The following is a 23,893-nucleotide window of genomic DNA, read 5'->3' as shown; positions in this document are numbered from 1 at the left end:
TAGATGTCTCATGTTTTTATTGGCTAATATCTAATATTATTTTAATGGTTATTGATTCACATCAACATTTTTGGATTTATGATCCAGTTAGAGATAGCTGGATTGATGAGACTATGAGTGTTATTAGAAAAGATTTTCTTCCTAAAGATTTAAAACCAATTCTAAATGCTAATAATGTAGATGGTTGTATTGCCGTTCAAGCAGATCAATCAGAAAAGGAAACCGAATTTTTACTTCAAAGTGCAGAACAAAATCCTTTTATAAAAGGTGTTGTAGGTTGGGTAGATTTATGTGCAGTTAATGTTGAAGAACGATTAAGTCATTTTTCAAAAAACAAGAACCTTAAAGGCATACGTCATATTGTACAAGCCGAAAAGGACGATTTTGTTTTAGGTGAAGATTTTCAACGCGGTATTAGTAAACTAAGTACCTTTAATTTGGTTTATGATATCTTGGTGTTTCCAAGCCAATTGGAAAATGCTATTAAATTGGTAGAACAATTTCCTAATCAAAAATTTGTACTCGATCATATTGCAAAACCTCAAATTTCAGAAGGATTAAACGAAAAATGGGTGAAAAATATTAAGCAATTAGCAGCCTGTAAAAATGTAGCGTGTAAAATTTCTGGAATGGTTACCGAAACCGAAAATTTTAATTGGACACCAGATCAATTTACGCCGTTTTTAGATAGTATTTTTAATGCTTTTGGAACGGATCGTATTATGTTTGGATCCGATTGGCCTGTATGTTTATTGGCTGGCGAGTATAAAAGTATATTACAACTAATTGAAAATTATTTTATTGATTTTTCCAATGAAGACAAACAGATGATCATGGGAGGAAACGCCATAAAATATTATAATTTATAAACTAAATAACCGTAAGAATGGACTTAAATTTAAAAGGAAAAGTAATAATAGTTACAGGCGGATCTAAAGGAATAGGTTTAGGTATAGTAGAATCTTTAATTCGTGAAGAGGCTATCCCTGTAATAATTACTAGAAATAAAGCGAGTGTAGATGAGGTAATCGAAGTTTTTAATAAACAAGGTGTAAATATTACTTATGCTTTAGCAGAACTTACAGATCCAGAGCAATGTAAAAAAGCTGTAGAATCGGTAGTTGAAAAACACGGTCGTATAGACGGTCTTGTAAATAATGCAGGTGTAAACGATGGCGTAGGTTTAGAAAATGGCGATTACGAAGGATTCATGTCATCATTAAAACGTAATGTTGTTCATTATTACTTAATGGCGCATTATGCCTTACCAGAACTTAAAAAGAGTAAAGGTGCTATTGTAAATATTGGGTCTAAAACGGCCGATACCGGTCAAGGCGGTACATCTGGTTATGCAGCTTCTAATGGAGGAAGAAATGCCTTAACTAGAGAGTGGGCTGTGGAGTTATTGCCATATAGCATTCGTGTAAATGCTTTAATTGTTGCAGAATGTTACACACCATTATACGAAAAATGGATTAGTACGTTTCCGGATAAAGAAGAAAAGTTAGCAGCCATTACAAAGAATATTCCTTTGGAAAATAGAATGACTTCTGCTGAAGAAATTGGAGATACCGTAGCTTTTTTACTATCTAGTAAATCGAGCCATACAACAGGGCAGTTATTGTATGTGGATGGCGGTTACACACATTTAGATCGTTCCATTTAACAATCAAAAAAAATAATTCAAACTAATACTAAACCAACAAAATATAATGAGTAATATAACAAAAACACCTGTTGTTTCTAAAAAAGTACTGGTGCCATTTATCTTGGTAACTTCTTTATTTGCATTGTGGGGATTTGCTAATGCGGTTACAGACCCTATGGTAAATGCCTTTAAAAAAGTATTAGAATTATCAAATGTACAAGCCTCGTGGGTGCAAATGGCGTTTTACGGTGGTTATTTCTGTATGGCTTTACCGGCGGCTATGTTTATGAGAAAGTATTCTTATAAAGTTGGCGTTTTAATTGGTTTAGGCTTATATGCTGGTGGTGCTTTATTATTCTATCCGGCAGCTATTACCGAGCAATTTTGGTTTTTCTGTTTAGGCTTATATGTTTTAACGTTTGGTTTAGCATTTCTTGAAACCGCAGCAAACCCATACATTTTAGCAATGGGCGCAAAAGAAACAGCTACACAACGTTTAAACCTAGCGCAGTCTGTTAATCCTGTTGGTTTAATTGCAGGGTTGTTGGTGGCTAAATATTTTGTTTACGATAAGTTACAGTCGGATGATATTGCAGACTTTAGCGCTTTAGATGACGCTAAAAGAGCTATGATTAAAGTAGCAGATTTAGCCGTTATTAGAGATCCTTATGTGGTTCTTGGACTAGTTATCCTAGCTGTTTTTGTATTGTTTTTGGTTAATAAAATGCCACAATCTAAAGAGGAAGGTGTTATGCCAAGTTTAGGCGATACCTTTGGTACGTTGCTAGGAAACAGCAAGTACGTTTTAGGTGTTGTAGCTCAAATATTATATGTGGGTGCTCAAATTATGACCTGGACTTATATTTATCAATATGCAGAAGCTATCGATTTAGCTAACGCCGATGTTGTTGGATATGAGAAAATTGATGTATTCGCATACCAATTTATAGCATTCGTATTATTTACCGTTGGACGTATTGTAGGAACTGCCATGTTGCGTTTTATGAGTTCTGGTAAACTATTAATGTTTTTCGCAATTTTAGCAGGTGCTTGTGTGGCTAGTGCTATGTTTATTGAAGGTATAGTAGGTTTATATAGCGTTGTTGCTATCTCATTTTGTATGTCTTTAATGTTCCCTACTATTTACGGTATTGCTTTAGGCGATTTAACCGAAGAACAATCTAAAGTGGGTTCTGCAGGATTAGTAATGGCCATTGTTGGTGGCGCACTTTTACCTATGTTGCAAGGAATGATTATTGACGCTGGAGGTAGTGGTGTAGCAGATACTAAAATAATGGGTGTAGCCGAGGTTAATTTCTCATTTGTATTACCATTAATATGCTTTGCTTACATAGCGTGGTACGGATTTCATGTATTTAGTAAACATGAAGAAAAAGCCGTTTAAAAATTAAAAATAGTATTATGAAAAAGTATTGTTTTGCTTTAGATTTAGTGGATGACCCTAAATTAATAGCCGAGTACAAGGCATACCATGAAAGTATTTGGCCAGAAATAACAAAGAGTATTTTAGATTCAGGTATCGAAAATCTTGAAATTTACTGTATTGGTAATCGTCTGTTCATGATAATGGAAGTTAATAAGGAATTTTCATTTGAAAAGAAAAGTAACATGGACGCAAATAATCCTAAAGTACAAGAATGGGAAAATTTAATGTGGAAGTATCAAAAAGCGCTTCCAACAGCTAAAAAAGGTGAAAAATGGGTGCTAATGGAAAGAATATATCAATTAAAAGCATAACATTTTTGAGCTGATTTTGTCTGATTAAAATTGTGCTTGATAGAAAATAGAACTAACTATAATAACTATAAACTCATGAAATTAACAATAAACCCTAAATATCCATCGGTTACGGATTTGAGAAAAAGAGCCATGGTTAAAATGCCAAAGTTTGCTTTTGAGTATTTGGATGGAGGTTGTAATGAGGACATTAATTTAGATAAAAACCGGTCTGATATTCAGAAAATTGAATTGATGCCACAATATTTATCGAAGTTTGATAAATCGAATTTAAAAACCGAATTGTTTGGGCATACCTATGATGCACCTTTTGGAATTGCTCCAGTTGGTTTACAAGGTTTAATGTGGCCAAATGCACCAGAAATTTTGGCAAAAGCAGCCGTGGAGCATAATGTACCGTTTATTTTAAGTACGGTAACAACCTCTAGTATTGAGCGTATTGCAGAAATTACTGAAGGTAAATCTTGGTTTCAATTATACCATCCAGCCGAAGAGAAAGTAAAAAGAGATTTACTAGATCGATCTGCAGCAGCAGGAACAGATGTGTTGGTTATTTTAGCCGATGTGCCTACTTTTGGATACAGACCAAGAGATGTTAGAAATGGATTGGCTATGCCACCAACAATGAGTGTTAAAAATATTCTTGAAGTCTTTAAAAAGCCAGATTGGGCTATTCAAACCTTAATTCATGGGCAACCAGCGTTTAAAACTTTAGAGCCTTATATGCCAAAAGGATTAAACCTGAAGAAATTAGGGGAATTCATGGATGTTACATTTTCAGGCCGTCTTAATACCGATAGAATTACGTCTATTAGAGACCAATGGAAAGGGAAATTAGTTATTAAAGGTGTTGTAAGTGAACAAGATACTCAAAAGGCTATTGAGCTAGGTGTTGATGGTTTAATTGTATCAAATCATGGTGGTCGCCAATTAGATGCAGGGCAATCTACTATTGTGCCAATGACACACTTGGCTAAAAAGTATAAAGGTCAAATTAAAATTATGGTAGATTCTGGTCTGCGTGGCGGTCCAGATATAGCACGTGCTATGGCTAGTGGTGCTGAATTTACGTTTATGGGTCGTACGTTTATGTATGGCGTTGGAGCTTTGGGGAAACAAGGTGGCGATCATACCATTTCCTTAATGAAAAGAGAGTTTCAGCAGGTTATGGAGCAAGTATGTTGCGAAAAGGTAGAGGACTTACCAAATCATTTAATTTAAAGATTTAAGGTATTAAAAGCATAAGCAGTTGTTATATTAGCTTATGTCTAGTATTAAATATGAGAAACCCAAGGCTAAATGTCTTGGGTTTCTCTTTTATATAAATATTAATTTTTAAATTGGGTAATAATTACCCGATTGAGTAAATAGGTCTCAAAATAAGATTTGTATTAAATTTTTATTTATTCGTTAAGTGGCTGAAATCGGGAGGTCAATTAATAAATAGAAATGTGCTTCAAATTGGGCATAAGCTTTGAATTTATGTACATCTGTGTTTTGTAAAATGGTATAATCACTTTAAAATAAAATTTTCAGAAAGCAACAATGAGTAAAAGAAAGGCAATTGTAGAAAAGGCAAATCGGAATTTTAGAATCACAAAATATGTAGTTTATAAGGAAACAGCTCTTGATGTTCGCGAGCAATTTTGGTCCTTTTTAGGGGCGTTTATTGGCATAGGTTTTATTGCTTTTATTCAATCCCAGCAGTTTAACAGGTTAGAAAATATACTTTTAATTGGTTCTTTTGGTGCCACTAGTGTATTGGTGTTTGGAGCCATACAGAGTCCGCTAGCGCAACCTCGAAATCTTATTGGAGGTCAAGTAATATCGGCAATAATAGGTGTAACTGTCTATAAATATTTGCCTAATGTAATTTGGTTATCGGCACCATTGGCAGTAGCTTTATCTATTGTAGTAATGCAAGTAACCCGTACCTTACATCCTCCTGGTGGTGCAACGGCGCTTATTGCTGTTATAGGTACAGAAAAAATAACAGCTTTGGGGTATTTATATGTATTAACCCCAGTTTTAAGCGGAACAATAATATTATTTGTTGTAGCACTTATTTTTAATAATTTAACACAATATAGAAGTTACCCAACAAACAGCAGGCTAACACGAGTTTTTAGAACTAAAAAAAGAAATGAGTAAAGAAACTGAAGAGGCATTAAAAGAGCGTATAAAGGAGTTAACATGCCTTTACGAAATATCGTCAATCATAGAAGGTGCAGAACTCGAATCGATTGAAAATGTTTTAAAGGCGTTCGCTTTTAGTTTAAAAAAAGCCTTTTTATATCCGGATGCTACCGATATATTAGTGGGTAATGGCGAATTAGTAATTTGCACCAATGCGCTTACAGAAGGGCGTCCTAAAATTGAATCTAATATTCGAGTTTTTAACGAGCCAAAAGGTAAAATTATAGCAAGTTTAAATGGAGCCAATTTAACCCAGGATGATTTTTTAAAAGAAGAACAGCAATTACTAGATAACGTAGCATTAAAGGTTGGTAATTTACTAGAGCGTATTGAAATTCAAAAAAGCGAAACTTCTTTAAAAAGGCAAATGGAACATGCCGATCGTTTAAGTATTTTGGGTGAAATTACAGCAGGAATTGCTCATGAGCTTAATACGCCTTTAGCTAACATATTAGGGTTTGCAGAGTTATTGAAATCGGATTTGGAAGGCGATAAAAAAGTAGCTTCAGATTTAAATAAGATTATAGATAATGCTATTTTTTCAAGAGAAGTTTTAAAAAAACTATTGTTCTTTTCTTGTAAGATGCCTCAAGAAAAGAAGCAGGTTAACTTGGTTCCAAATATAAAAAGTGCTATTAATTTGCTGGATGCTACTTTCAGAAAGGAGAATATTAAATATGCTATTAAAATTAGTGAGGAAGAATTATGGCTAAAAGCAGATCCTATTCAACTTACTCAAATAATTTTTAACTTGTTAATTAACGCTATTTATTTTTCACCAAAAGAAGGTGTAGTTACTATTGAAGCATTTCAGAAAAAGACAAATGTTGTATTAAAAATCTCTGATGAAGGCAAAGGACTCACACCAGATGATTTAGAGAAAATATTTCAACCCTTTTTTACTACAAAACCTATGGAGGATGGCTCCGGACTAGGTTTAAGCGTTGTGCATGGTATTGTTGCATCGCACAAAGGATCTATTGTAGCAGGAAATAATCGAGACAAAGGCGCTGTGTTTACGGTGACTTTACCAAAAATGTAAAATATGCAATTACGTAAAGAAAACATACTTATTGTAGATGATGATATCGATATTTTAGAATTATTACAACGTCATTTACAATCCTGGAATTATCATTCTTATAAAGCGGTTTCGGTAAAAGAGGCGGTTACTATTTTACGCGATACTAAAATAGATTTACTTATTACCGATTTAAAAATGCCCGAAATTGATGGGTTTGAGCTAATAAAATTTGTTTCAGAACATTATCCTAAATTACCAAAATTGGTGGTTACAGGCTATCCATCGGTTCAAGATTCCCTTTCGGCTATTAAATCTGGAGCGGTCGATTATCTAACAAAACCATTCACCAAAAACGAATTAAAAGAAGCTATAGATAATTCCATGTCTATCACGGAAGAAAAACGTGATAAAACCATTGTGCTTTCCGAAGAAAAAAACAAAGCATACGGCGAAATTATTGGTAATTCAGAAAAAATTAATGATGTCATTCAAATTATTGAACGCATTAAAGATAATAAAGCCACAGTATTAATTAAAGGAGAAAGTGGCACGGGTAAAGAGCTTGTGGCTCGGGCTATTCACTATCAAGGTAAATTTGCTAGAGCTCCTTTTATTACTGTAAACTGTGGTGCAATACCTGAAAATTTACTTGAGGCCGAATTATTTGGCTATTTAAAAGGGGCGTTTACAGGGGCAGATACTAATAGAAATGGATTTTTTCAGGCAGCCAATGGCGGAACTATTTTTTTAGATGAAATAGGAAATGCATCCTTGGCAGTACAAGCCAGACTTTTACGTGTTTTACAAGAAAAAGAGGTGGTTAAAGTAGGTGCCCAAAAGGCAGAAAAAATTGATGTTAGAATTATTGCCGCAACAAATAGCGACTTGCGAGAAATGATAGGTAACCAAACCTTTAGAGACGATTTGTTTTATAGGCTAACCGTTATAGAGATTGATATTGCAGCCTTAAAAGAGCGTAAGGACGACATACCTTTGCTAGTAGATAAGTTCTTGTTTAAATACGGCGTAGAATATAAAGACCGATTTATTAAAATAACTCCTGAAGCTTTAGATGTTTTAAAACGTTATAACTGGCCTGGGAACATTAGGGAATTAGAAAACATAATACAGCGTGCCGTAATTATGTGCGATAAGGTTATTGGTGTCGAGCATTTACCCGAGCATATTAAATATACCTTAGAGTTTTCAGACGACACTTTGCAGCCTCTAAAGGTTATTGAAAAAAAATATATAGAAAAAGTGCTTCGTGCCTCCGGTAATAATAAAACTAAGGCAGCAAAAATTCTTCAAATAGATAGAAAAACGCTTCGGCAAAAACTAACTAACTAACTAACTAACTAACTGGTTTAATGGTGGTACATTTTTCTTCAATCGGGAAATTTTGTACCACCATTACTTTTTAAGCTATTTAGTTTAACATCTTGTAAACCCTTTTAAATAAAGGGTTTCTTTGTTTTTAAACGCGTTTAATTTGTTTTTGGGTACATCTTTTGCCTTTGGTATTAGGAGTTTGGTTAGTGTAAAAGTGATTTTAATAAAATAGTTAAAGATCACTTTAAACTATCCAAAAGTTAATTAAAGTTTAATTTTAAAAACAAGTTATTTATGAGAAAGTATGTTTTAGCAACAGTTATTGGTTTAGGTGTTTTAACTATGAATGCCCAAGATGTTAATAGTAATTCTGTAGCCGTAGAAAAAGGAGATGTAATTGAAATTGGTAACCCTTCAACATCAGAGTACAAACACATTAAATTTCCACGAGCTAATTTTATAATTAAAAGAGGCGGAATAGCCAATTATAAAGGTGCTTTAGGTGAAGAGGTCGTTGTAACTAACGTAGGCGATACCAAAAATGGAGTAACTAAAATAGATGTAAAACGTAAAGACGGTAAACGCTTTTTTAATACAGTAAATACTGTTACAATTAATTTTGAAAAGGCTTTAGCTGCAAACGAAATTAAATTATAATTCATTAAAAGGATTTAGCTCTAAAACCCATTAAAAATTGTGTTTTTGGGCACTTTTACTTAATAAGTGTTTGTTTAATAATATTTTATAAAGATGAGATACGGCAGTTTAATACTAGAAAAAAAGGAGTTTGTTTACGTAAAACAGATTCTTAATATCACTGGGTATTCATGCGATTTTGAAACAAAAAAATCATTACGAAAACTTAGTGAAGAACTTAAGGAAGCACATATTATTGATAATGCCGAAATGCCTAAAGATGTTATTCGCTTAAACAGTAAGGTTACATTGATTTTTGATAATGGCTTGGAAAAAACATTTCAGGTTGTGGCTCCAAAAAATAAAGATGTAGGTAAAAATAAAATATCTGTTTTGGCAACCATGGGAGCAGCCTTACTTGGCTATTCGGAAGGGGATACCATTTTATGGGATTTTCCTACTGGTAAGCAGCAACTAAAAATAGTAAAAGTAGAGCAAGAAGAGACTTTTAAAGATTTAAATCCAGTTATCTAAAACCTGTATTATGAAAATTGATAGAGAAAAAATATTTAAAGATGATTCTGATGTGGATATAGCACATAAAATCAATACTATGGAATTGGATAACTGGATTAATCATTTAACCTACATAGAAAAGGAGCTTACTAATCTTATTGGAATATATGGCATCCGGTTAAACGAAAAATTAGATGGCGACCGTATTTTAAACCGATTAGTTAAAAAGCAAGAAGAAAATAAAACGCTACTTAATGCGCTAAACGGATATGCCATGAAGCGTACTAAAATAATAGAGTGCGATGATATGCAATGCGATATGGTATACATTACAGAACACGAAAGTTACCGCCGTAGTTATCTCTATCATTTAGATAAATACAGAAGGGTGAAAGATGAATTTTTTAAAGAAGTACACGACGAGTTTTCACTTTTAAAGCCAATTTAAGGCCAAATTTTGAGCTCCGTTTTATTACATAAAATAGATAATCAAAGGCGACTTTGTATCCAAAAAGATTTAAAAGAATTAAATCTATGGATGTATACATTAGAGGAATTTAATAACGAACTAGATAGTTGCCACATTTTAGAAAAGCAGCTTATACATAATGCTTCGGTGTCTAATTTAATTAAAGCACTACGGCGAAAAAATGTTTTAAGCATGGCTTTATTCTGTAAATACAATCAGGAATTAAAAGACGAATGGGAATATGGAAAAACGGACTATGATGTAGCTCGTGCTAAAGTGCATGAAAAGAAACGTGAGCGGTATATGCTCTTAATAGAGGAGTACAGCGCGTTTAAAAAACACATTTATAAATTGTTGATGCGATATCAACGTAAATAATATAAAGCCATGAAAAAGATTTTAATTCCAACAGATTTTTCGCAAAATAGTTATCAAGCCATTGATTATACTATGAAGCTCTTTAAAAATGAAACATGTGCTTTTTATTTTCTAAACACCTATTCTTACGATTCTCATGGTTTAAATGCTATTGAAATGCTTCAGGCAGAAGATGATTGGTTTGACAAACCTAAAGAAGAATCCTTACAGCATTTAGGTGAGTTGTTAGAACGGTTTACAGGCGACAAGGGTAACATAAAACATAGCTATCATGTTATTTCTGAGTATGCTAGTTTGGTTGAAGGCATTGAAAAACAAGTTAAAGAAATTGGTGTAGATTTAATTATGCTTAAGGGTGAGGTTGTAGTTAGTAAACAAGTTAAAGTAATAATTGATAAAGTAAGAGCATGCCCCATATTAATAGTGCCATCGGCGGCATCAATTCATAAAAAATTAAATTTAACCATAACGTCAACTTTTAAACAAGTTTTAAGAACGGCAGAGGTAGATGCGTTTTTAAATATTTTAAGCAACACCAATTGCGGTATAAATATTTTGGTTTTAGATGAAGAAGAAAGCATAACGGCTGAAGTGAAAAACAACTTAAAATTGTTTGTTAGTCACTTAGAGAAATTCCCTAACAGCTCAGTTCAAGTGGAGTATATGAAAGCCTCTAGGAGTATAAAGGATTATGCCATAACACACCTTAATAGTATTATGTGCATAACAGATAAAAAACCTGGTTTACTACGTAAAATTGGGTTAACACAATCTAAGGCTATTTCGGTTTTAGAGAAAATAAGTAAAAATCCTGTTTTAGCCATTCACCAATAATCCAAATATGAGGTATTGGTATTTATAGGATTGAATAAATTTAGTTAATTTTTTTTAGTTGTATTGAAACTTGATTCTTATGTTATGTTTCAAGAAAGCACCCAAGAGGTTGAGTCTTGGGTGTTTCATTTTTTATAACCCTAGATAAAGTGGCTCCTAATTGTGGCTTAGCGATTTAGGTATGTCGTAGTAATTAGCTATAAAATTCTCTGTTTTAGTGTTAGTTTAAAGTCTATTTAGAGACTATTGTTTCCAAATTGAATCGAAAAGAAGTGTAAACAATGTTACAATTGGTACATTTACAATTTGTAATTTTATGGTTTTGAAGTAAAATTCAATTCTAAAGTTAAATAATGATAAATTAAATAATGAGGAACCTATTTTTATTTTTCGCACTGTTAACTGTCTTTGTAGGGCGTTCGCAAGTTTTAGAACCAGTAAAATGGTCAACTTCGGTCGAAAAAATAGCAGATACAGAATATGTGTTAATATCAAAAGCAACAATAGATTCTGGTTGGCATTTGTATTCGCAAAACGTACCACAAGATGGTCCGATACCTACAACATTTACTTTTGATGATAGCGAAGGGCAAATTCAGTTAGTAGGTAATACCTCAGAAGGAAAAGGGCATACCGTTAACGATCCTGTTTTCGAAATGACTATCAAGTTTTTTGAAAACACGGCAATCTTCAAACAAAAAATTAATGTAAAGGGAGATGTTTCAACAGTGCAAGCATTTGTGGAGTTTATGGTTTGTGATGATGCACGTTGTTTACCACCAACCGAAGTCGATTTAGAATTTAAGCTTTCCGAAGCTACCGCAGCAACAGATACTAATATAGCCGCTACTACCGAAAAGGTACAAAAAGAGGTGTCTCAAGCAATCGATTCTAGTTCAGAAAAGGGCATTTGGTCTATCTTTTTTATTGCGTTTCTTTCCGGGTTTGCAGCCTTATTAACACCATGTGTTTTTCCAATGATTCCAATGACGGTTAGCTTTTTTACAAAGCAAAGTAAAAATAAAGCAGTAGGCATTAGAAACGCCATTATTTATGGTATTTCAATTATTGCAATTTATGTTTTGTTAGGTATATTGGTCAGTTTAATTTTTGGTGCCGATGCACTAAATGCCTTATCAACCAACGTGTGGTTTAATATTATTTTCTTTGTTTTATTAATAATATTTGCTGTGTCATTTTTAGGAGCCTTCGAAATTATGTTACCAAATTCTTGGGCTAATAAAGTGGATTCTCAAGCAGATAGAGGAGGCTTAATTGGCATCTTTTTTATGGCGTTGGCGTTAGCTATAGTATCTTTTTCGTGTACGGGACCAATTGTAGGTACTTTGCTGGTTGAAGCTGCTTCTGGAGGAAGTCAAATAGGACCAATTGTAGGTATGCTTGGTTTTTCGTTAGCTATAGCCTTACCATTTGCCTTATTTGCAGCCTTTCCGGGTTGGTTAAATTCGTTACCAAAATCTGGTGGTTGGTTAAATACAGTAAAAGTTGTTTTAGGATTTTTGGAGTTAGCCTTAGCATTTAAATTTTTATCGAATGCCGATTTAGTTTTACAATTACATTGGTTAGAGCGCGAAGTGTTTATAGCCATTTGGATTGCCATATTTGGAGCTTTGGCCTTTTACCTTTTTGGTAAAATACAGCTACCTCACGATTCGCCATTATCACATATTTCGGTAGGGCGTTTAAGTTTAGGGCTTATTGTTTTAGCATTTACTATTTATATGATTCCTGGGCTTTGGGGCGCGCCACTTAATTTAATAAGTGCATTTCCACCACCGCAGCATTATAGCGAGTCGCCTTACGGTGTTGGTGTGGCGTCTGCCGGTGCTCATGGCGATATTCCTGATGGCGCTCACCTTATGCCACCACATAATATTTTAGCATTTAACGATTACGATAAAGGTTTGGCTTATGCTAAAAAAGTAGGAAAGCCAGTTATGATTGATTTTACCGGTCATGCTTGTGTAAATTGCAGAAAAATGGAACAAAATGTTTGGGTAAAACCTAATATTCTAAAAAAGTTGAAAAACGATGTGGTTCTTATTTCGCTATATGTAGATGATAAGAGAAAGTTGGATGCAGATGATGTTGTGGAGTCTAAACTAAAACCAGGAAAAAAACTAAAATATATTGGTCAGAAATGGAGTGAATTACAAACCATTAAATACAAAACGAATTCGCAACCATTTTATGTGTTAATGGATCATTCTGAAAATAATTTAATAGATCCTGTAGCGTATACGCCAGATGCTGAGGTGTATAATAAATGGCTAGAAACAGGTATTTCTAACTTTAAAAAGTAGAATGATTTAGTTTTGTAGTTTTAAATCCGTTCTTTAGTAATCAAATAAACCTAAATTTATAGCTATGGAAATTTATGAGCTTGTAACAGTAACCGATAAAATTCTTAATGCCTTTAAAAGCTTAATACCACAACTTTCTTCAAGTTGCGTTTTACCAGAAAAAGAAGATTTAGAGGCTATTATTAAATCTGAAAATACGGTGCTTTTTGTGGCCGAAGAGGAGGATAAAATATTAGGTACATTAACCTTAGTATTTACTAAAATTCCAACAGGAAATAAGGTTTGGATTGAAGATGTTGTTGTAGATGGTGCAGCAAGAGGTAAAGGTGTTGGTAAGGCATTAACCGAATTTGCTATAGATTATACGTTTGATAAAAATATAAATAGTGTTAATTTAACATCTAGTCCAGAGCGTGTAGCAGCCAATAAGTTATACCAAAAAATAGGTTTTGTAAAAAGAGAAACCAATGTGTACAGATTAACAAAGAGTTAGTTTTAAAAACCAATGTTGTTGTGGTAAACTATGTTTTATAACAGCACTAAGTCTTGGTTCTTAATTCTAAAAGCGAAGTGATCTTTGTTCTAATTAGACTATTGTTTTAAACTTTTCTCAAGCGCTTTTAGCTCGACTCCCAATTCATTAAACATACCTAAAATACTGCTTATTTTTAATTCTTCTTCGGTGTATTCTTGTGTATTAATGCTACAAGTAAACTCCCAAAGTTCTAGAACTTCATCAATAGGTACGCTATAGCCGTTATAGGTTTTATTGTCTGATATTAAAAATAACTCACCGTTAAAGTCAATATTATTCATAACACGCTTATAAACCATACCATCATTTAAAGTAATAAGCACATAGGTTTTTCCGCTTTGTATTTCACTTCTGTTTTCAACAAAACGACCAATAACAAACGAGCCATCTTTCATGGGTAACATAGAGTCGCCTTTAATAGGAAATGCACGGTGTTTTCCTGTAGGTAAGAAGGGCAATTTTATTTTTTGAAGTTGTTCAATATACTCAGGGTCATCATAACCTGATAAATATCCCGCCGATGCTTTTACAGGAACAACTTCTATTAGGTTTTCATTGTCGCTATCAACAGCTATCGGGAATAAAACACGCTGGTTATTTAATTCTATAAACGAAAAATCTTTGGCTTTAGTTAAATCATTTCTTAGTAAAATATCAATAGGTATTTTAAAATAATCGGATAGTTTAATTAGAAATTCTATAGTTGGTGCCGAACGACTTTCTTCGTAAGAGCCTATGCGCGAACGACTAACCTTTAACTCTTCCGAAAGGCCTTCTTGAGATAGCTTTTTAAGCCCTCTTAAATGTTTAATGTTTTTTGATATAAAACTCATAATACTACAAATGTAAGCAATAATTACTTAAATATGTAGTTAATTTTGTGGTGTGAAAAAAAATATTTTACATCTGGATTTAGACACCTTTTTTGTGTCATGCGAACGCCTAATTGATAGCCGGTTACAAAAGCGTCCATTATTAGTTGGTGGTACAGGCGATAGAGGCGTGGTGGCAGCATGCAGTTACGAAACTAGGCGTTTTGGTGTGCATTCTGGTATGCCTATGCGTATGGCAAAACGTTTGTGTCCGGAGGCGGTTGTAATACGAGGCAATTCATCAATTTATACAAAGCATTCGCATTTGGTTACAGAGATAATCAAAGAAAAAGCACCTGTTTTTGAAAAAGCCAGTATCGATGAGTTTTATGCAGATTTAAGTGGTATGGATAAGTTTTTTGGTAGTTACAAATATGCTTCAGAATTAAGACACACCATTATAAAGGAAACAGGCTTGCCTATTTCCTTTGGTTTATCGGCTAATAAAATAGTTTCGAAAGTAGCTACAGGAGAAGCTAAACCCAACAATCAATTACGAATAGACCATGGTTTTGAGAAATCGTTTTTAGCACCATTATCCATAAAAAAAATACCATCGGTAGGCGATAAAACGTATCAAATTCTGCGAAACTTGGGTATTGATAAAGTGCGTGTTATACAGCAAATGCCTGTAGAGATGTTACGCAGTGTATTAGGTGTAAATGGTGTTACCATCTGGAAACGCGCTCATGGTATTGATAACCCACCTTTAATTCCTTACCATGAACGAAAATCGATATCTATAGAGCGCACTTTTACTAAAGATACTATTGATATGGTTAAGCTACGCACCACCATTTTTGCTATGGCCGAAAACCTAGCATACCAATTACGACAAGGCAATAAGTTGGCTGCATGTATTAGTGTTAAAATTAGATATTCAGATTTTAACACCTATTCTAAGCAGGTTAATATCCCTTACACCAGTGCCGACCATGTTATTATTCCTAGAGTGTTGGAGTTGTTTAATAAACTATACCAACGGCGTTTGTTAATTCGTCTTGTTGGCGTAAAAATTAGCAATTTGGTTAGTGGCAATTACCAAATTAATTTATTTGATGATACCGAAGAAATGCTGAATCTTTATAATGCTCTAGATACTATTCGTAGTCGTTATGGAGCGTTAAGTATTCAAAAAGCAGCATCTATTGGTGCTAAGTCGGTGGCAAGCTCTCAAAATCCATTTAATGGCGATCCGCCTATAATATTAGCACACCGTAAACAATAATGTATATTAATTGTCATTCATATTATTCGTTGCGATATGGTACGTTTTCTGAAGTCGATTTATTAATGCTCGCTAAAGAAAATGGTGTAACTACATTGGCATTAACTGATATTAATAACACATCGGCATGCTTAAATTTTATTAGACAATCTCAAGCGTTTAATATAAAACCTGTAATTGGTATCGATTTTAGAAATGGCGCTAAGCAATTGTATGTAGGTTTAGCTAGTACTAATTTAGGGTTTCAAGAATTAAATAGCTTTTTGTCGGGGTACGAGCATACTAAAACAGCACTGCCAGAACTAGCTCCTGTTTTAAAGGATACTTATATTATTTATCCTTTGGAGCGTGTTATGCAACTAGAAAAAGAAGTGTTTCAGGATAATGAGTTTATTGGTGTTTCGGTGGCCGAACTTAAAAAATTACCGTTTTCAAATTATAAGTCGTATACCAATAAATTAGTCATTCAGCAGCAAGTTACCATAAGAAATAAACGCGATTTTAATGCGCATCGTTTATTGCGTGCCATAGATAATAATACGCTTTTAAGTAAGCTGCAAAAAACTGAAGAGTGTGGAGAACACGATGTTATGTTTAGTGCAGATAATTTACGAAACCTATATGCCGAATATCCAAATATCATTTTAAACACAGAAAAACTATTAGATAGTTGCCATATTAATTTTGCCTTTGGAAAAGATCGAGTATCTCAAAACCAAAGTATATATCTTAATTCAAAAGAGGAAGATTATCAGTTTTTAGTGAAACTCTGTAACGATAATTTGCATAAACGCTATAGTAAACCAGATGCTAAGGTAAAAACCAGGTTAGAAACAGAATTAAAAACGATAAGACAAATGGATTTTGTGTCTTACTTTTTAATTAATTACGATATTGTTAGCTACTCAAAAAGTAAAGGCTACGTGCATGTAGGGCGAGGTAGTGGTGCGAATAGTATTGTAGCTTATATTATAGGAATAACTGATGTCGACCCCATAGAATTAGACTTATATTTTGAGCGGTTTATTAACCCATTTAGAGCATCGCCACCAGATTTTGATATTGATTTTTCTTGGAAAGAGCGTGAAGATGTTACCAATTATATTTTTAAACGATTTATAAACGTATCGCTATTAGCAACCTATAACACCTTTAAATATAGAGCGGTAGTTAGAGAGTTAGGAAAAGTATTTGGGTTGCCAAAAGAAGAAATTGATAAGCTAAGTGCAGATAAATATGGGCAGAATAAATTAGATGAAATTTCGCAACTTGTTTTAAAATACGGCGATTTAATAAAAGGGTTTCCCAATCATTTAAGTGTGCACTCCTGTGGTGTGTTAATTTTAGATAAACCCATACATTATTATTCGGCTACCAATTTGCCACCAAAAGGTTTTCCAACGGTACAGTTTGATATGATTATAGCCGAAGATGTTGGCGTTTTTAAGTTCGATATTTTAGGACAACGTGGTTTGGCAAAAATAAAAGACACCATAGATATTGTAAAATATAACAGACCCGAATTACCACCCATAGATATTACCCAGGTTGAAAAATTTAAAAACGACCCCAATATCAACGCGCTTTTAAAACAAGGTAAAGCCATTGGCGCGTATTATGTAGAATCTCCAGCAATGCGAGGTTTAATGCAAAAACTACAAACCCAAGATTATATTGGTTTGGTGGCGGCTAGCTCTATAATACGACCAGGTGTTTCTGGTTCGGGCATGAAAAAGGAGTTTATTATTAGGCAACGTTATCCTGAAAAACGCAAAGAAGCAAACCCCATACTTTTAGAAATTATGCCTGAAACCTATGGTATTATGGTGTATCAAGAAGATGTGCTAAAAGTAGCCAATAAATTTGCTGGTTTAGATTTGGGTGAAGCCGATGTATTAAGGCGTGGTATGAGTGGTAAATTTAGGTCGAGAGCAGAATTTACAGCCGTAGAAGAAAAATTTATTAATAATTGTAAAGCTAGAGGTTATCCAGATGCGCTTACCTTCGAGGTTTGGAACCAAATAAAAAGTTTTGCGGGTTATGCTTTTGCTAAAGGGCATTCGGCATCTTACGCGGTTGAAAGTTACCAAAGTTTATACCTTAAATGTTATTTTCCTTTAGAGTTTATGGTGGCTGTTTTAAATAATGGAGGCGGCTTTTATAGTCCCGAACATTATATACACGAAGCAAGAATGTGTGGCGGTATTATTGAAGCACCTTGCGTTAATAGCAGTGAGCATCCTAATACCATAAGTGGCAAAACTATTTATTTAGGTTTTGGCTACTTAAAAAGCTTAGAAATTCTCACTATAAAACGGTTGTTAACAGAACGGCAATTTAATGGTGGTTTTAAATCGTTAGACGATTTTATAGATAGAGTATCTATTAGCATCGAGCAGTTGACTATACTTATTAGAATTGATGCCTTTAGGTTTACAAAACAACCTAAAACCGAATTGTTATGGCAGGCTATTTTTAAATTAAATGCCCATAAAGCTAAAACAACACAATCAAAATTATTTAAGCCAAAGCATAAACAGTTTAATTTACCAAGTTTAAAAACGACATGGATTGAAGATACTTATGATCAAATGGAACTACTCGGTTTTCCGCTTTGTAATTATTTCGATTTAGTAAGCGATGCTTTTTATGATCATATTAAAGCCAAAACCATGAATCTATACGTTAATAAAATAGTATTGCTATATGGTGTACTTGTAAACACAAGGTTTCATAAAGGATCCAACGGCAAACGTATGCGCTTTTGTACGTTTGTAGACCAAGAAGGTCATTATTTCGATACCGTACATTTTCATAATGTAGTAGAAAAATATCCTATAAACGGTTTGGGTGTGTACGCCTGTTGCGGTAAAATATCAGAAGAGTTTGGTTTTTGTAGTGTAGATATTCAATGGACAAAAAAACTATCGTTGTTACCAGATCCTAGAGGTGAGACTTAAAAAAAAGACTTATTGCATCAGTCGTTTCCTTAGCACGCGCCAAACATCTGCATTATCTTGTTGTGGTATTAAATAAGCTTCAAGTTCTGTTTCGTTGGTTATTTGTGCTGTGTTTTCAACAAAGCCGTAGCCTAAATACACACCATTTTTAATAAGTACAAAGGCATCTTCCTCTGGATGGCGTCCTTTTTCTTTAATCAATTTGTTTTGAGACGTTTCTATAGCGTGTTGTATCGCGTTTTTTACACGTTGGTTGTATGTGTTAACAGGTTCGTTATCAAAACAAATACCTTTACATGTTTTAATTGCAAAATGCGAGCATTGGCTAACACCTTCTTGTAAGTGGCAGTATTTAGGGCATAACTCAAACTGCATGCATAAACGCTCTAAAAACTGTCTACACTCGGTAATATTGTAAAAAATAAGCAAAGGATTAGGTGTTGCTTTTAAGGTATTGTATGCTAAATGGGTAATGCCTTTGCGGTCCTCAAAACTAAAAACAGCGTAGGCTTTAGGTTTTCTTTTCGAGGCTTGGTTGTACTCGGGGTAGTAGTGTTTAATTGCGGCGTCTTCCATTAAAAGAGCAATAAGTTCGCTACCAGATAATTCAAAATCTATATCGGCAGTTTCTCGGCAAAGGTTTAATTCTTTTTCCGATTTGTTATAAAAATGCCCCAACACACGCTTTTTTAAATCTTTAGCTTTACCAACATAAATAACTTTCCCTTTTTTGTTCTTAAAATAATAAATACCAGGGCTGTTTGGTATAGCGTTAAACACGGCGTTTGGTAAATGTGGAGGTAAAGTCCCTTCTTTAGACGATTTTTTTAGAAAACTATCAAAAACGGTTTCGGCATTTTCAGCTTTTAGTAGCATTTCAAAAAGGATAACGGTAGCTTCGGCATCACCACGAGCACGGTGCCTGCCATTAATATTTATACCCAAATCCGTACAAATTTTGCCTAAGCTATACGATTTATGTCCCGGAATCAACTTCCGAGAAAGCCTAACTGTACACAGTTTTTTTCGGTTAAATTCCATGCCAATCGCTTTAAACTCGTTACGAATGGCGTTATAATCGAAGTTTACGTTGTGCGCTACAAAAATGGTGTTTTCGGTAATTTTTAAAATGGCTTCGGCAAGTTCATGAAAAGTAGGAGCATGGGCAACCATGGCGTTATCAATACCTGTTAATGCTGTTATGTAATCTGGAATATGGGATTCTGGGTTTATTAAGGATGTGAATTCGTCAATAATTTCAGCCCCATCAAATTTAAAAATAGATATTTCGGTAAGTTTATTGCCTTGCCCCGTAGTCTCTACATCTATAATTGTGTACATAATTTTTGCGCAATTTATTAAGGGTGTAAGTTATTAAACTTATTATTGAATGTTTGTTAAGACGCTTAAATAAATAATAAAAATATTTAACAGTAAAAAGCCTACAAGAGTCAATCTGTAGCCCATCCATGGTCATTTACTAGGTTATGTAATTATTGAGCTAAACACTTACTGTTTGTATAGTTCGAGCTTAAATTCTTACCTTAATTTTTCTAAGTATTTTAGGGTAGTATAAGTTGTGTTAAAATAGTTTTTCTGCATATAAAAAAGATTTTAAAACATATATTTTTTTAAATTTAACTTTTAACCGAATTATTAGTTTTACTGGGGTGTGTAGATGTTTTTTAGCTTGACTTTTTATTGTAAATAAGTCAATATTATTAATAAATGTATTTTTTACATTTTTTTTTTGTAATATTGTAATGTACTTATAAATAATGCTTCATATCTATTTGAAATTTTGTAGGATGTAAAGCGGGTTTTTGTAAGAAATTAAGTGTTATTTTTTTAGTTATTGCATAAAACATGTTTTTACTAAACTATTTAGAGTAATTGTTAAAAGAATAATAAAATAATGTTAATATATTAGTTAGAGTTGGAGCATATTAAGATATAAAGTGCAAAATCTTTTTTACTTAATACTTCCAATTAAAAACAAGTATCAACCAGATTTTAGAGATGAAAAAACAAAATCCTTACACAAAACAGCCTGATTTCAGTTTTAAGTACGTTCTTAAAACAAGGCTCTTTGTATTACTGCTTTTTATTTCCCAACTAACTGTTTTGGCTCAAACAAATCCTCAAGAGATCATTACTGTAACAGGTACAATTACAGAGGCAGAGTTAGGTCCTGTAATAGGAGCTAATATCCTTCAAGAAGGAACCACAAATGGTGTAATGACCGATTTTGATGGTAACTTTACTATTAATGTGCCAAAAAACGCAAAATTAGTAGCGAGTTATGTTGGTTTTGCTACCCAAACTATAAATGTTAATGGTCGTACAGATATTAATATTGTAATGGTTGCAGAAACTGCTGCTCTTGAAGAGATTGTTATTGTTGGATATGGAAAGCAAAGGAAAGAAAGTGTTGTAGCATCTATCGTGCAAGTTACTGGAGAAGAAATATTGCAGTCTGGTGGTGTATCTACCGTTGGTCAAGCATTAACAGGGCGTATGCCAGGTGTTGTAACAGTATCTTCTTCTGGCCGTCCAGGAGATGAAAGTCCAAAAATATATATTCGAGGGCAAAGTAGCTGGAATGGTAGCGGACAACCATTAATTCTTGTTGATGGTATTGAAAGAACCATGAATGATGTTAACTCTAATGATATTGAAACCATCTCTATTCTTAAAGATGCTTCTGCAACGGCGGTATTTGGTGTAAAAGGTGGTAATGGTGTAATTCTTATTACTACGAAACGAGGAAAAACAGGAAAAGCTCAACTTTCTGTTAGTGCTAGTTCTACAATGAAATCGCCATCAAAATTACCACAGAAATATGATTCTTATGATGCTATTTCAACGGTTAATGAGGCTATAGAACGTGTGGTTTCTATTAATGAAGGTGCTTGGGGAGATTATACCCCAGTAAATATTGTAGATAGATATAGAAACCCAACAAGTGAAACTGATCGCTATGTATATCCTAACGTAGACTGGGTAGATGTTACTCAAAAAGATTTTGCAATGGACCATAAGGTAAACCTTTCGGTACGCGGTGGTACAGAAACTGTAAAGTATTTTGGTGGACTTGGTTATCAACATGTAGGAGATATATTTGATGGCGCTTCTTTTGATAATGGAAGAGATTACGCGCCTAGTTTTGATTATGATCGTTTTAACTTTAGAAGTAATATAGATTTCGATATTTCGAAAAACACACGTTTATCTGTAAACCTTTCCGGGCATTATGGTATTCAAAACGGTAACGAAGCAGACAATCAATTGCTTTATAGTAGTATTTATAATTTAGCACCTAGTTTATTCTATCCTATTTATCCTGATGGAACTTACGGACGTACAGTTGTTGAAAATTACGAGCTTGCAAATCCTGCCGTATTACTTTCAGCTAAAGGTGCTACTAAAAATCATAGAGTTCAAGTAAATACAGATTTTATACTTACCCAAAAACTAGATTTTATTACAGAAGGTCTTTCCGCGAAAGCGTCTTTATCTTACGATAATAATTTTAGAGGAGAAGCTGGTGTTTATGAAGGTGGCCCTTCTGGAGGCGATAACGTAATTTATAAAGTTTACCTTACTGATGGATCTGAACAAATAGTTACGCCACAAGGAACTAATCAATTTGATTATGTGGTACAACCTTGGACAAGAAATTCATTGCAAATACAAGATTGGCAAACTACCAGAAGATTATTTTATCAGTTTTCATTAAACTATGATAAAACATTTGATAAGCATACTGTAGGGCTTTTAACTTTAATGAATAGAGAAGAGTATGGTGATGGCGATGTTTATAAAGCACCTAGATATAGAGAAGATTGGGTTGCTAGATTAGTTTATAATTATGATAATCGATACTTTATAGATGTAAACGGTGCTTACAATGGTTCTGAGAAATTTGGACCAGGATATAAATTCGACTTTTTCCCTTCTGCGGCAGTAGGTTGGACTATTAGTAACGAATCCTTTATGGAAAGCGTATCGTGGGTAAATAAGCTTAAGCTACGTGGTTCTTTTGGTATTGTTGGTGATGATCAAGCTGGAAATAGATATTCTTACCTGTCTCAATGGGGAAGTGGTGGTACTTCGTATATGAACAATGCAGATCTTTGGAGTAATCCATCGCCATATACTACGTATAAAGAGTTAGTAATTGGTAATCCTGATTTACAATGGGAAACTTCAGAAAAAGCTAATATAGGTTTTGAATTGGGACTCTTTAATAATATGTTTACTGTAGATTTGGATTTATTTCAAGAAAAACGATACGATATTATAATCCCTACCGAGTCTAGAAGTGTTCCTTCTTTCTTTGGTTTTGATCCTGCCGATGTAAACCTTGGTAAAACAAGAGTTAGAGGTATGGAACTTGCCCTAAATTTTAAAAAGCGTTTAACAGATAATTGGAATGTATCGGCAAACTTTGCTTATGCCAATGCTAAGGACGAGATTTTGTTTAAAGAAGATCCAGAGTTAAAATTAGATTACCAGAAAGCAGCAGGTTATCCAATAGGTCAAAATACAACGGCTATTAGAGGTGAAATGCTGCAAACCTGGGATGATGTTTATGGATCATCGCCTTTAGAAAATAACCAAGGTTCTGTAAGACCAGGATCTTATGATACTATTGATTATAACGGTGATGGTATAATTAATGGCGACGATGATGTACCTTATGGTTATCCAACACGACCACAAAATACATATAACCTTAATTTAGGGGCAGACTATAAGAATTTTTCATTCATGGTTCAATTTTATGGTGTTAGCAATACAACAAAAGAGTTTCAAGACAGAACATTTGCAGCTAGCACACCATTATTTTTTGAGGAAAAATCAGATTACTGGAGTGTAGATAACCCTAACGGAGTAGAAATTCTTCCAGGTTATGGCGGCGCTTCGGGAGCTGCCGATTCGTATAGAAATTGGTACGACGCTTCTTTTGTAAGATTACAAAATATGGAGGTTGCATACACGTTTGGTTCAGATGAAGGTAGTCAATACAGAGTATTTTTAAACGGTAATAATTTAGCATTTTGGTCTGATCTTCCTGATGATAGGGAAGAGAATGTGGGTAATCAATCTGAATATAGAGGGAATTATCCAATATTTAAAAGGGTGAATTTAGGAGTAACAATTAATTTTTAATTAAAGGA

General features: G+C 33.8%; 20 protein-coding genes. 18 read left to right on the top strand and 2 right to left on the bottom strand.

Annotation, left to right across the window (positions count from 1 at the left end):
• Positions 1 to 44: 44 nt before the first annotated feature.
• From AAFN75_RS00580 to AAFN75_RS00510, 15 genes are all read left to right on the top strand, one after another.
• Positions 45 to 869, top strand: a complete 825-nt coding sequence (locus AAFN75_RS00580) for an amidohydrolase family protein (protein ID WP_411807777.1) — start codon at positions 45 to 47, stop codon at positions 867 to 869.
• Positions 870 to 886: 17 nt separating this feature from the next.
• Positions 887 to 1,666 carry an SDR family oxidoreductase gene (locus tag AAFN75_RS00575; RefSeq protein WP_411807776.1) on the top strand — a complete coding sequence of 260 codons (780 nt, stop codon included), beginning with the start codon at positions 887 to 889 and terminating at the stop codon, positions 1,664 to 1,666.
• Positions 1,667 to 1,712: 46 nt separating this feature from the next.
• The gene (gene fucP, locus AAFN75_RS00570) at positions 1,713 to 3,053 is read left to right on the top strand and encodes an L-fucose:H+ symporter permease (RefSeq protein WP_411807775.1); all 1,341 of its coding nucleotides are present in this window, start codon (positions 1,713 to 1,715) and stop codon (positions 3,051 to 3,053) included.
• A gap of 17 nt (positions 3,054 to 3,070) precedes the next feature.
• Positions 3,071 to 3,406 carry an L-rhamnose mutarotase gene (locus tag AAFN75_RS00565; RefSeq protein WP_411807774.1) on the top strand — a complete coding sequence of 112 codons (336 nt, stop codon included), beginning with the start codon at positions 3,071 to 3,073 and terminating at the stop codon, positions 3,404 to 3,406.
• Between the two features lie 75 nt (positions 3,407 to 3,481).
• Positions 3,482 to 4,627 (top strand): alpha-hydroxy-acid oxidizing protein, encoded by a 1,146-nt coding sequence (locus tag AAFN75_RS00560; protein ID WP_411807773.1) that lies wholly within the window; start codon positions 3,482 to 3,484, stop codon positions 4,625 to 4,627.
• A gap of 324 nt (positions 4,628 to 4,951) precedes the next feature.
• A complete protein-coding gene (locus AAFN75_RS00555) occupies positions 4,952 to 5,557 on the top strand; it encodes an HPP family protein (RefSeq protein ID WP_411807772.1) in 606 nt (201 codons plus the stop codon).
• Positions 5,550 to 6,644, top strand: coding sequence for a sensor histidine kinase (locus tag AAFN75_RS00550; protein ID WP_411807771.1), 1,095 nt, complete (start codon positions 5,550 to 5,552; stop codon positions 6,642 to 6,644). The genes AAFN75_RS00555 and AAFN75_RS00550 overlap by 8 nt, the downstream gene beginning before the upstream one ends.
• Before the next feature lie 3 nt (positions 6,645 to 6,647).
• Positions 6,648 to 7,976, top strand: coding sequence for a sigma-54-dependent transcriptional regulator (locus AAFN75_RS00545; RefSeq protein ID WP_411807770.1), 1,329 nt, complete (start codon positions 6,648 to 6,650; stop codon positions 7,974 to 7,976).
• Between the two features lie 276 nt (positions 7,977 to 8,252).
• A complete protein-coding gene (locus AAFN75_RS00540; protein WP_411807769.1) occupies positions 8,253 to 8,615 on the top strand; it encodes a hypothetical protein in 363 nt (120 codons plus the stop codon).
• 93 nt (positions 8,616 to 8,708) lie between these two features.
• Positions 8,709 to 9,128 (top strand): GreA/GreB family elongation factor, encoded by a 420-nt coding sequence (locus tag AAFN75_RS00535; protein WP_411807768.1) that lies wholly within the window; start codon positions 8,709 to 8,711, stop codon positions 9,126 to 9,128.
• Positions 9,129 to 9,138: 10 nt separating this feature from the next.
• Positions 9,139 to 9,558: a hypothetical protein gene (locus AAFN75_RS00530; RefSeq protein ID WP_411807767.1), complete on the top strand. Its 420-nt coding sequence runs from the start codon at positions 9,139 to 9,141 to the stop codon at positions 9,556 to 9,558.
• A gap of 9 nt (positions 9,559 to 9,567) precedes the next feature.
• Positions 9,568 to 9,957, top strand: a complete 390-nt coding sequence (locus AAFN75_RS00525) for a hypothetical protein (RefSeq protein WP_411807766.1) — start codon at positions 9,568 to 9,570, stop codon at positions 9,955 to 9,957.
• A gap of 9 nt (positions 9,958 to 9,966) precedes the next feature.
• Positions 9,967 to 10,791, top strand: a complete 825-nt coding sequence (locus tag AAFN75_RS00520; protein ID WP_411807765.1) for a universal stress protein — start codon at positions 9,967 to 9,969, stop codon at positions 10,789 to 10,791.
• A gap of 368 nt (positions 10,792 to 11,159) precedes the next feature.
• Complete coding sequence (locus tag AAFN75_RS00515) at positions 11,160 to 13,115, top strand: cytochrome c biogenesis protein CcdA (RefSeq protein WP_411807764.1); 1,956 nt, start codon at positions 11,160 to 11,162, stop codon at positions 13,113 to 13,115.
• A 64-nt stretch (positions 13,116 to 13,179) separates the two neighbouring features.
• A complete protein-coding gene (locus AAFN75_RS00510) occupies positions 13,180 to 13,608 on the top strand; it encodes a GNAT family N-acetyltransferase (protein ID WP_411807763.1) in 429 nt (142 codons plus the stop codon).
• 98 nt (positions 13,609 to 13,706) lie between these two features.
• Here AAFN75_RS00510 and AAFN75_RS00505 read toward each other — a convergent pair whose 3' ends face one another.
• On the bottom strand, positions 13,707 to 14,483 hold the full coding sequence (locus AAFN75_RS00505) for an XRE family transcriptional regulator (RefSeq protein WP_411807762.1): 777 nt from the start codon (positions 14,481 to 14,483) through the stop codon (positions 13,707 to 13,709).
• Between the two features lie 52 nt (positions 14,484 to 14,535).
• Between AAFN75_RS00505 and dinB the strand changes: the two genes are divergently transcribed.
• Both dinB and AAFN75_RS00495 read left to right on the top strand, forming a co-directional pair.
• Positions 14,536 to 15,750 (top strand): DNA polymerase IV, encoded by a 1,215-nt coding sequence (dinB, locus tag AAFN75_RS00500; RefSeq protein ID WP_411807761.1) that lies wholly within the window; start codon positions 14,536 to 14,538, stop codon positions 15,748 to 15,750.
• Positions 15,750 to 18,710 (top strand): DNA polymerase III subunit alpha, encoded by a 2,961-nt coding sequence (locus AAFN75_RS00495; RefSeq protein ID WP_411807760.1) that lies wholly within the window; start codon positions 15,750 to 15,752, stop codon positions 18,708 to 18,710. The genes dinB and AAFN75_RS00495 overlap by 1 nt, the downstream gene beginning before the upstream one ends.
• Before the next feature lie 9 nt (positions 18,711 to 18,719).
• On the opposite strand, the gene AAFN75_RS00490 is transcribed toward AAFN75_RS00495, so the two are convergent.
• Positions 18,720 to 20,054: an exonuclease domain-containing protein gene (locus tag AAFN75_RS00490; RefSeq protein ID WP_411809301.1), complete on the bottom strand. Its 1,335-nt coding sequence runs from the start codon at positions 20,052 to 20,054 to the stop codon at positions 18,720 to 18,722.
• Positions 20,055 to 20,729: 675 nt separating this feature from the next.
• Here AAFN75_RS00490 and AAFN75_RS00485 point away from each other — a divergent pair.
• Positions 20,730 to 23,885 (top strand): SusC/RagA family TonB-linked outer membrane protein, encoded by a 3,156-nt coding sequence (locus tag AAFN75_RS00485; protein WP_411807759.1) that lies wholly within the window; start codon positions 20,730 to 20,732, stop codon positions 23,883 to 23,885.
• The last annotated feature ends 8 nt before the right edge of the window (positions 23,886 to 23,893 follow it).

This window comes from Algibacter sp. AS12 (genome assembly GCF_046736315.1).
Classification (GTDB): Bacteria; Bacteroidota; Bacteroidia; order Flavobacteriales; family Flavobacteriaceae; genus Algibacter_B; species Algibacter_B amylolyticus.
This window is presented reverse-complemented; position numbering and strand designations above follow the sequence as displayed.

Excerpts from the sequence above, each read along its gene's own strand:
- AAFN75_RS00580 (WP_411807777.1), top strand. The coding sequence starts at position 45 with ATGGTTATTGATTCACATCAACATTTTTGGATTTATGATCCAGTTAGA.
- AAFN75_RS00575 (WP_411807776.1), top strand. The coding sequence starts at position 887 with ATGGACTTAAATTTAAAAGGAAAAGTAATAATAGTTACAGGCGGATCT.
- fucP (WP_411807775.1), top strand. The coding sequence starts at position 1,713 with ATGAGTAATATAACAAAAACACCTGTTGTTTCTAAAAAAGTACTGGTG.
- AAFN75_RS00565 (WP_411807774.1), top strand. The coding sequence starts at position 3,071 with ATGAAAAAGTATTGTTTTGCTTTAGATTTAGTGGATGACCCTAAATTA.
- AAFN75_RS00560 (WP_411807773.1), top strand. The coding sequence starts at position 3,482 with ATGAAATTAACAATAAACCCTAAATATCCATCGGTTACGGATTTGAGA.
- AAFN75_RS00555 (WP_411807772.1), top strand. The coding sequence starts at position 4,952 with ATGAGTAAAAGAAAGGCAATTGTAGAAAAGGCAAATCGGAATTTTAGA.
- AAFN75_RS00550 (WP_411807771.1), top strand. The coding sequence starts at position 5,550 with ATGAGTAAAGAAACTGAAGAGGCATTAAAAGAGCGTATAAAGGAGTTA.
- AAFN75_RS00545 (WP_411807770.1), top strand. The coding sequence starts at position 6,648 with ATGCAATTACGTAAAGAAAACATACTTATTGTAGATGATGATATCGAT.
- AAFN75_RS00540 (WP_411807769.1), top strand. The coding sequence starts at position 8,253 with ATGAGAAAGTATGTTTTAGCAACAGTTATTGGTTTAGGTGTTTTAACT.
- AAFN75_RS00535 (WP_411807768.1), top strand. The coding sequence starts at position 8,709 with ATGAGATACGGCAGTTTAATACTAGAAAAAAAGGAGTTTGTTTACGTA.
- AAFN75_RS00530 (WP_411807767.1), top strand. The coding sequence starts at position 9,139 with ATGAAAATTGATAGAGAAAAAATATTTAAAGATGATTCTGATGTGGAT.
- AAFN75_RS00520 (WP_411807765.1), top strand. The coding sequence starts at position 9,967 with ATGAAAAAGATTTTAATTCCAACAGATTTTTCGCAAAATAGTTATCAA.
- AAFN75_RS00515 (WP_411807764.1), top strand. The coding sequence starts at position 11,160 with ATGAGGAACCTATTTTTATTTTTCGCACTGTTAACTGTCTTTGTAGGG.
- AAFN75_RS00510 (WP_411807763.1), top strand. The coding sequence starts at position 13,180 with ATGGAAATTTATGAGCTTGTAACAGTAACCGATAAAATTCTTAATGCC.
- AAFN75_RS00505 (WP_411807762.1), bottom strand. The coding sequence starts at position 14,483 with ATGAGTTTTATATCAAAAAACATTAAACATTTAAGAGGGCTTAAAAAG.
- AAFN75_RS00495 (WP_411807760.1), top strand. The coding sequence starts at position 15,750 with ATGTATATTAATTGTCATTCATATTATTCGTTGCGATATGGTACGTTT.
- AAFN75_RS00485 (WP_411807759.1), top strand. The coding sequence starts at position 20,730 with ATGAAAAAACAAAATCCTTACACAAAACAGCCTGATTTCAGTTTTAAG.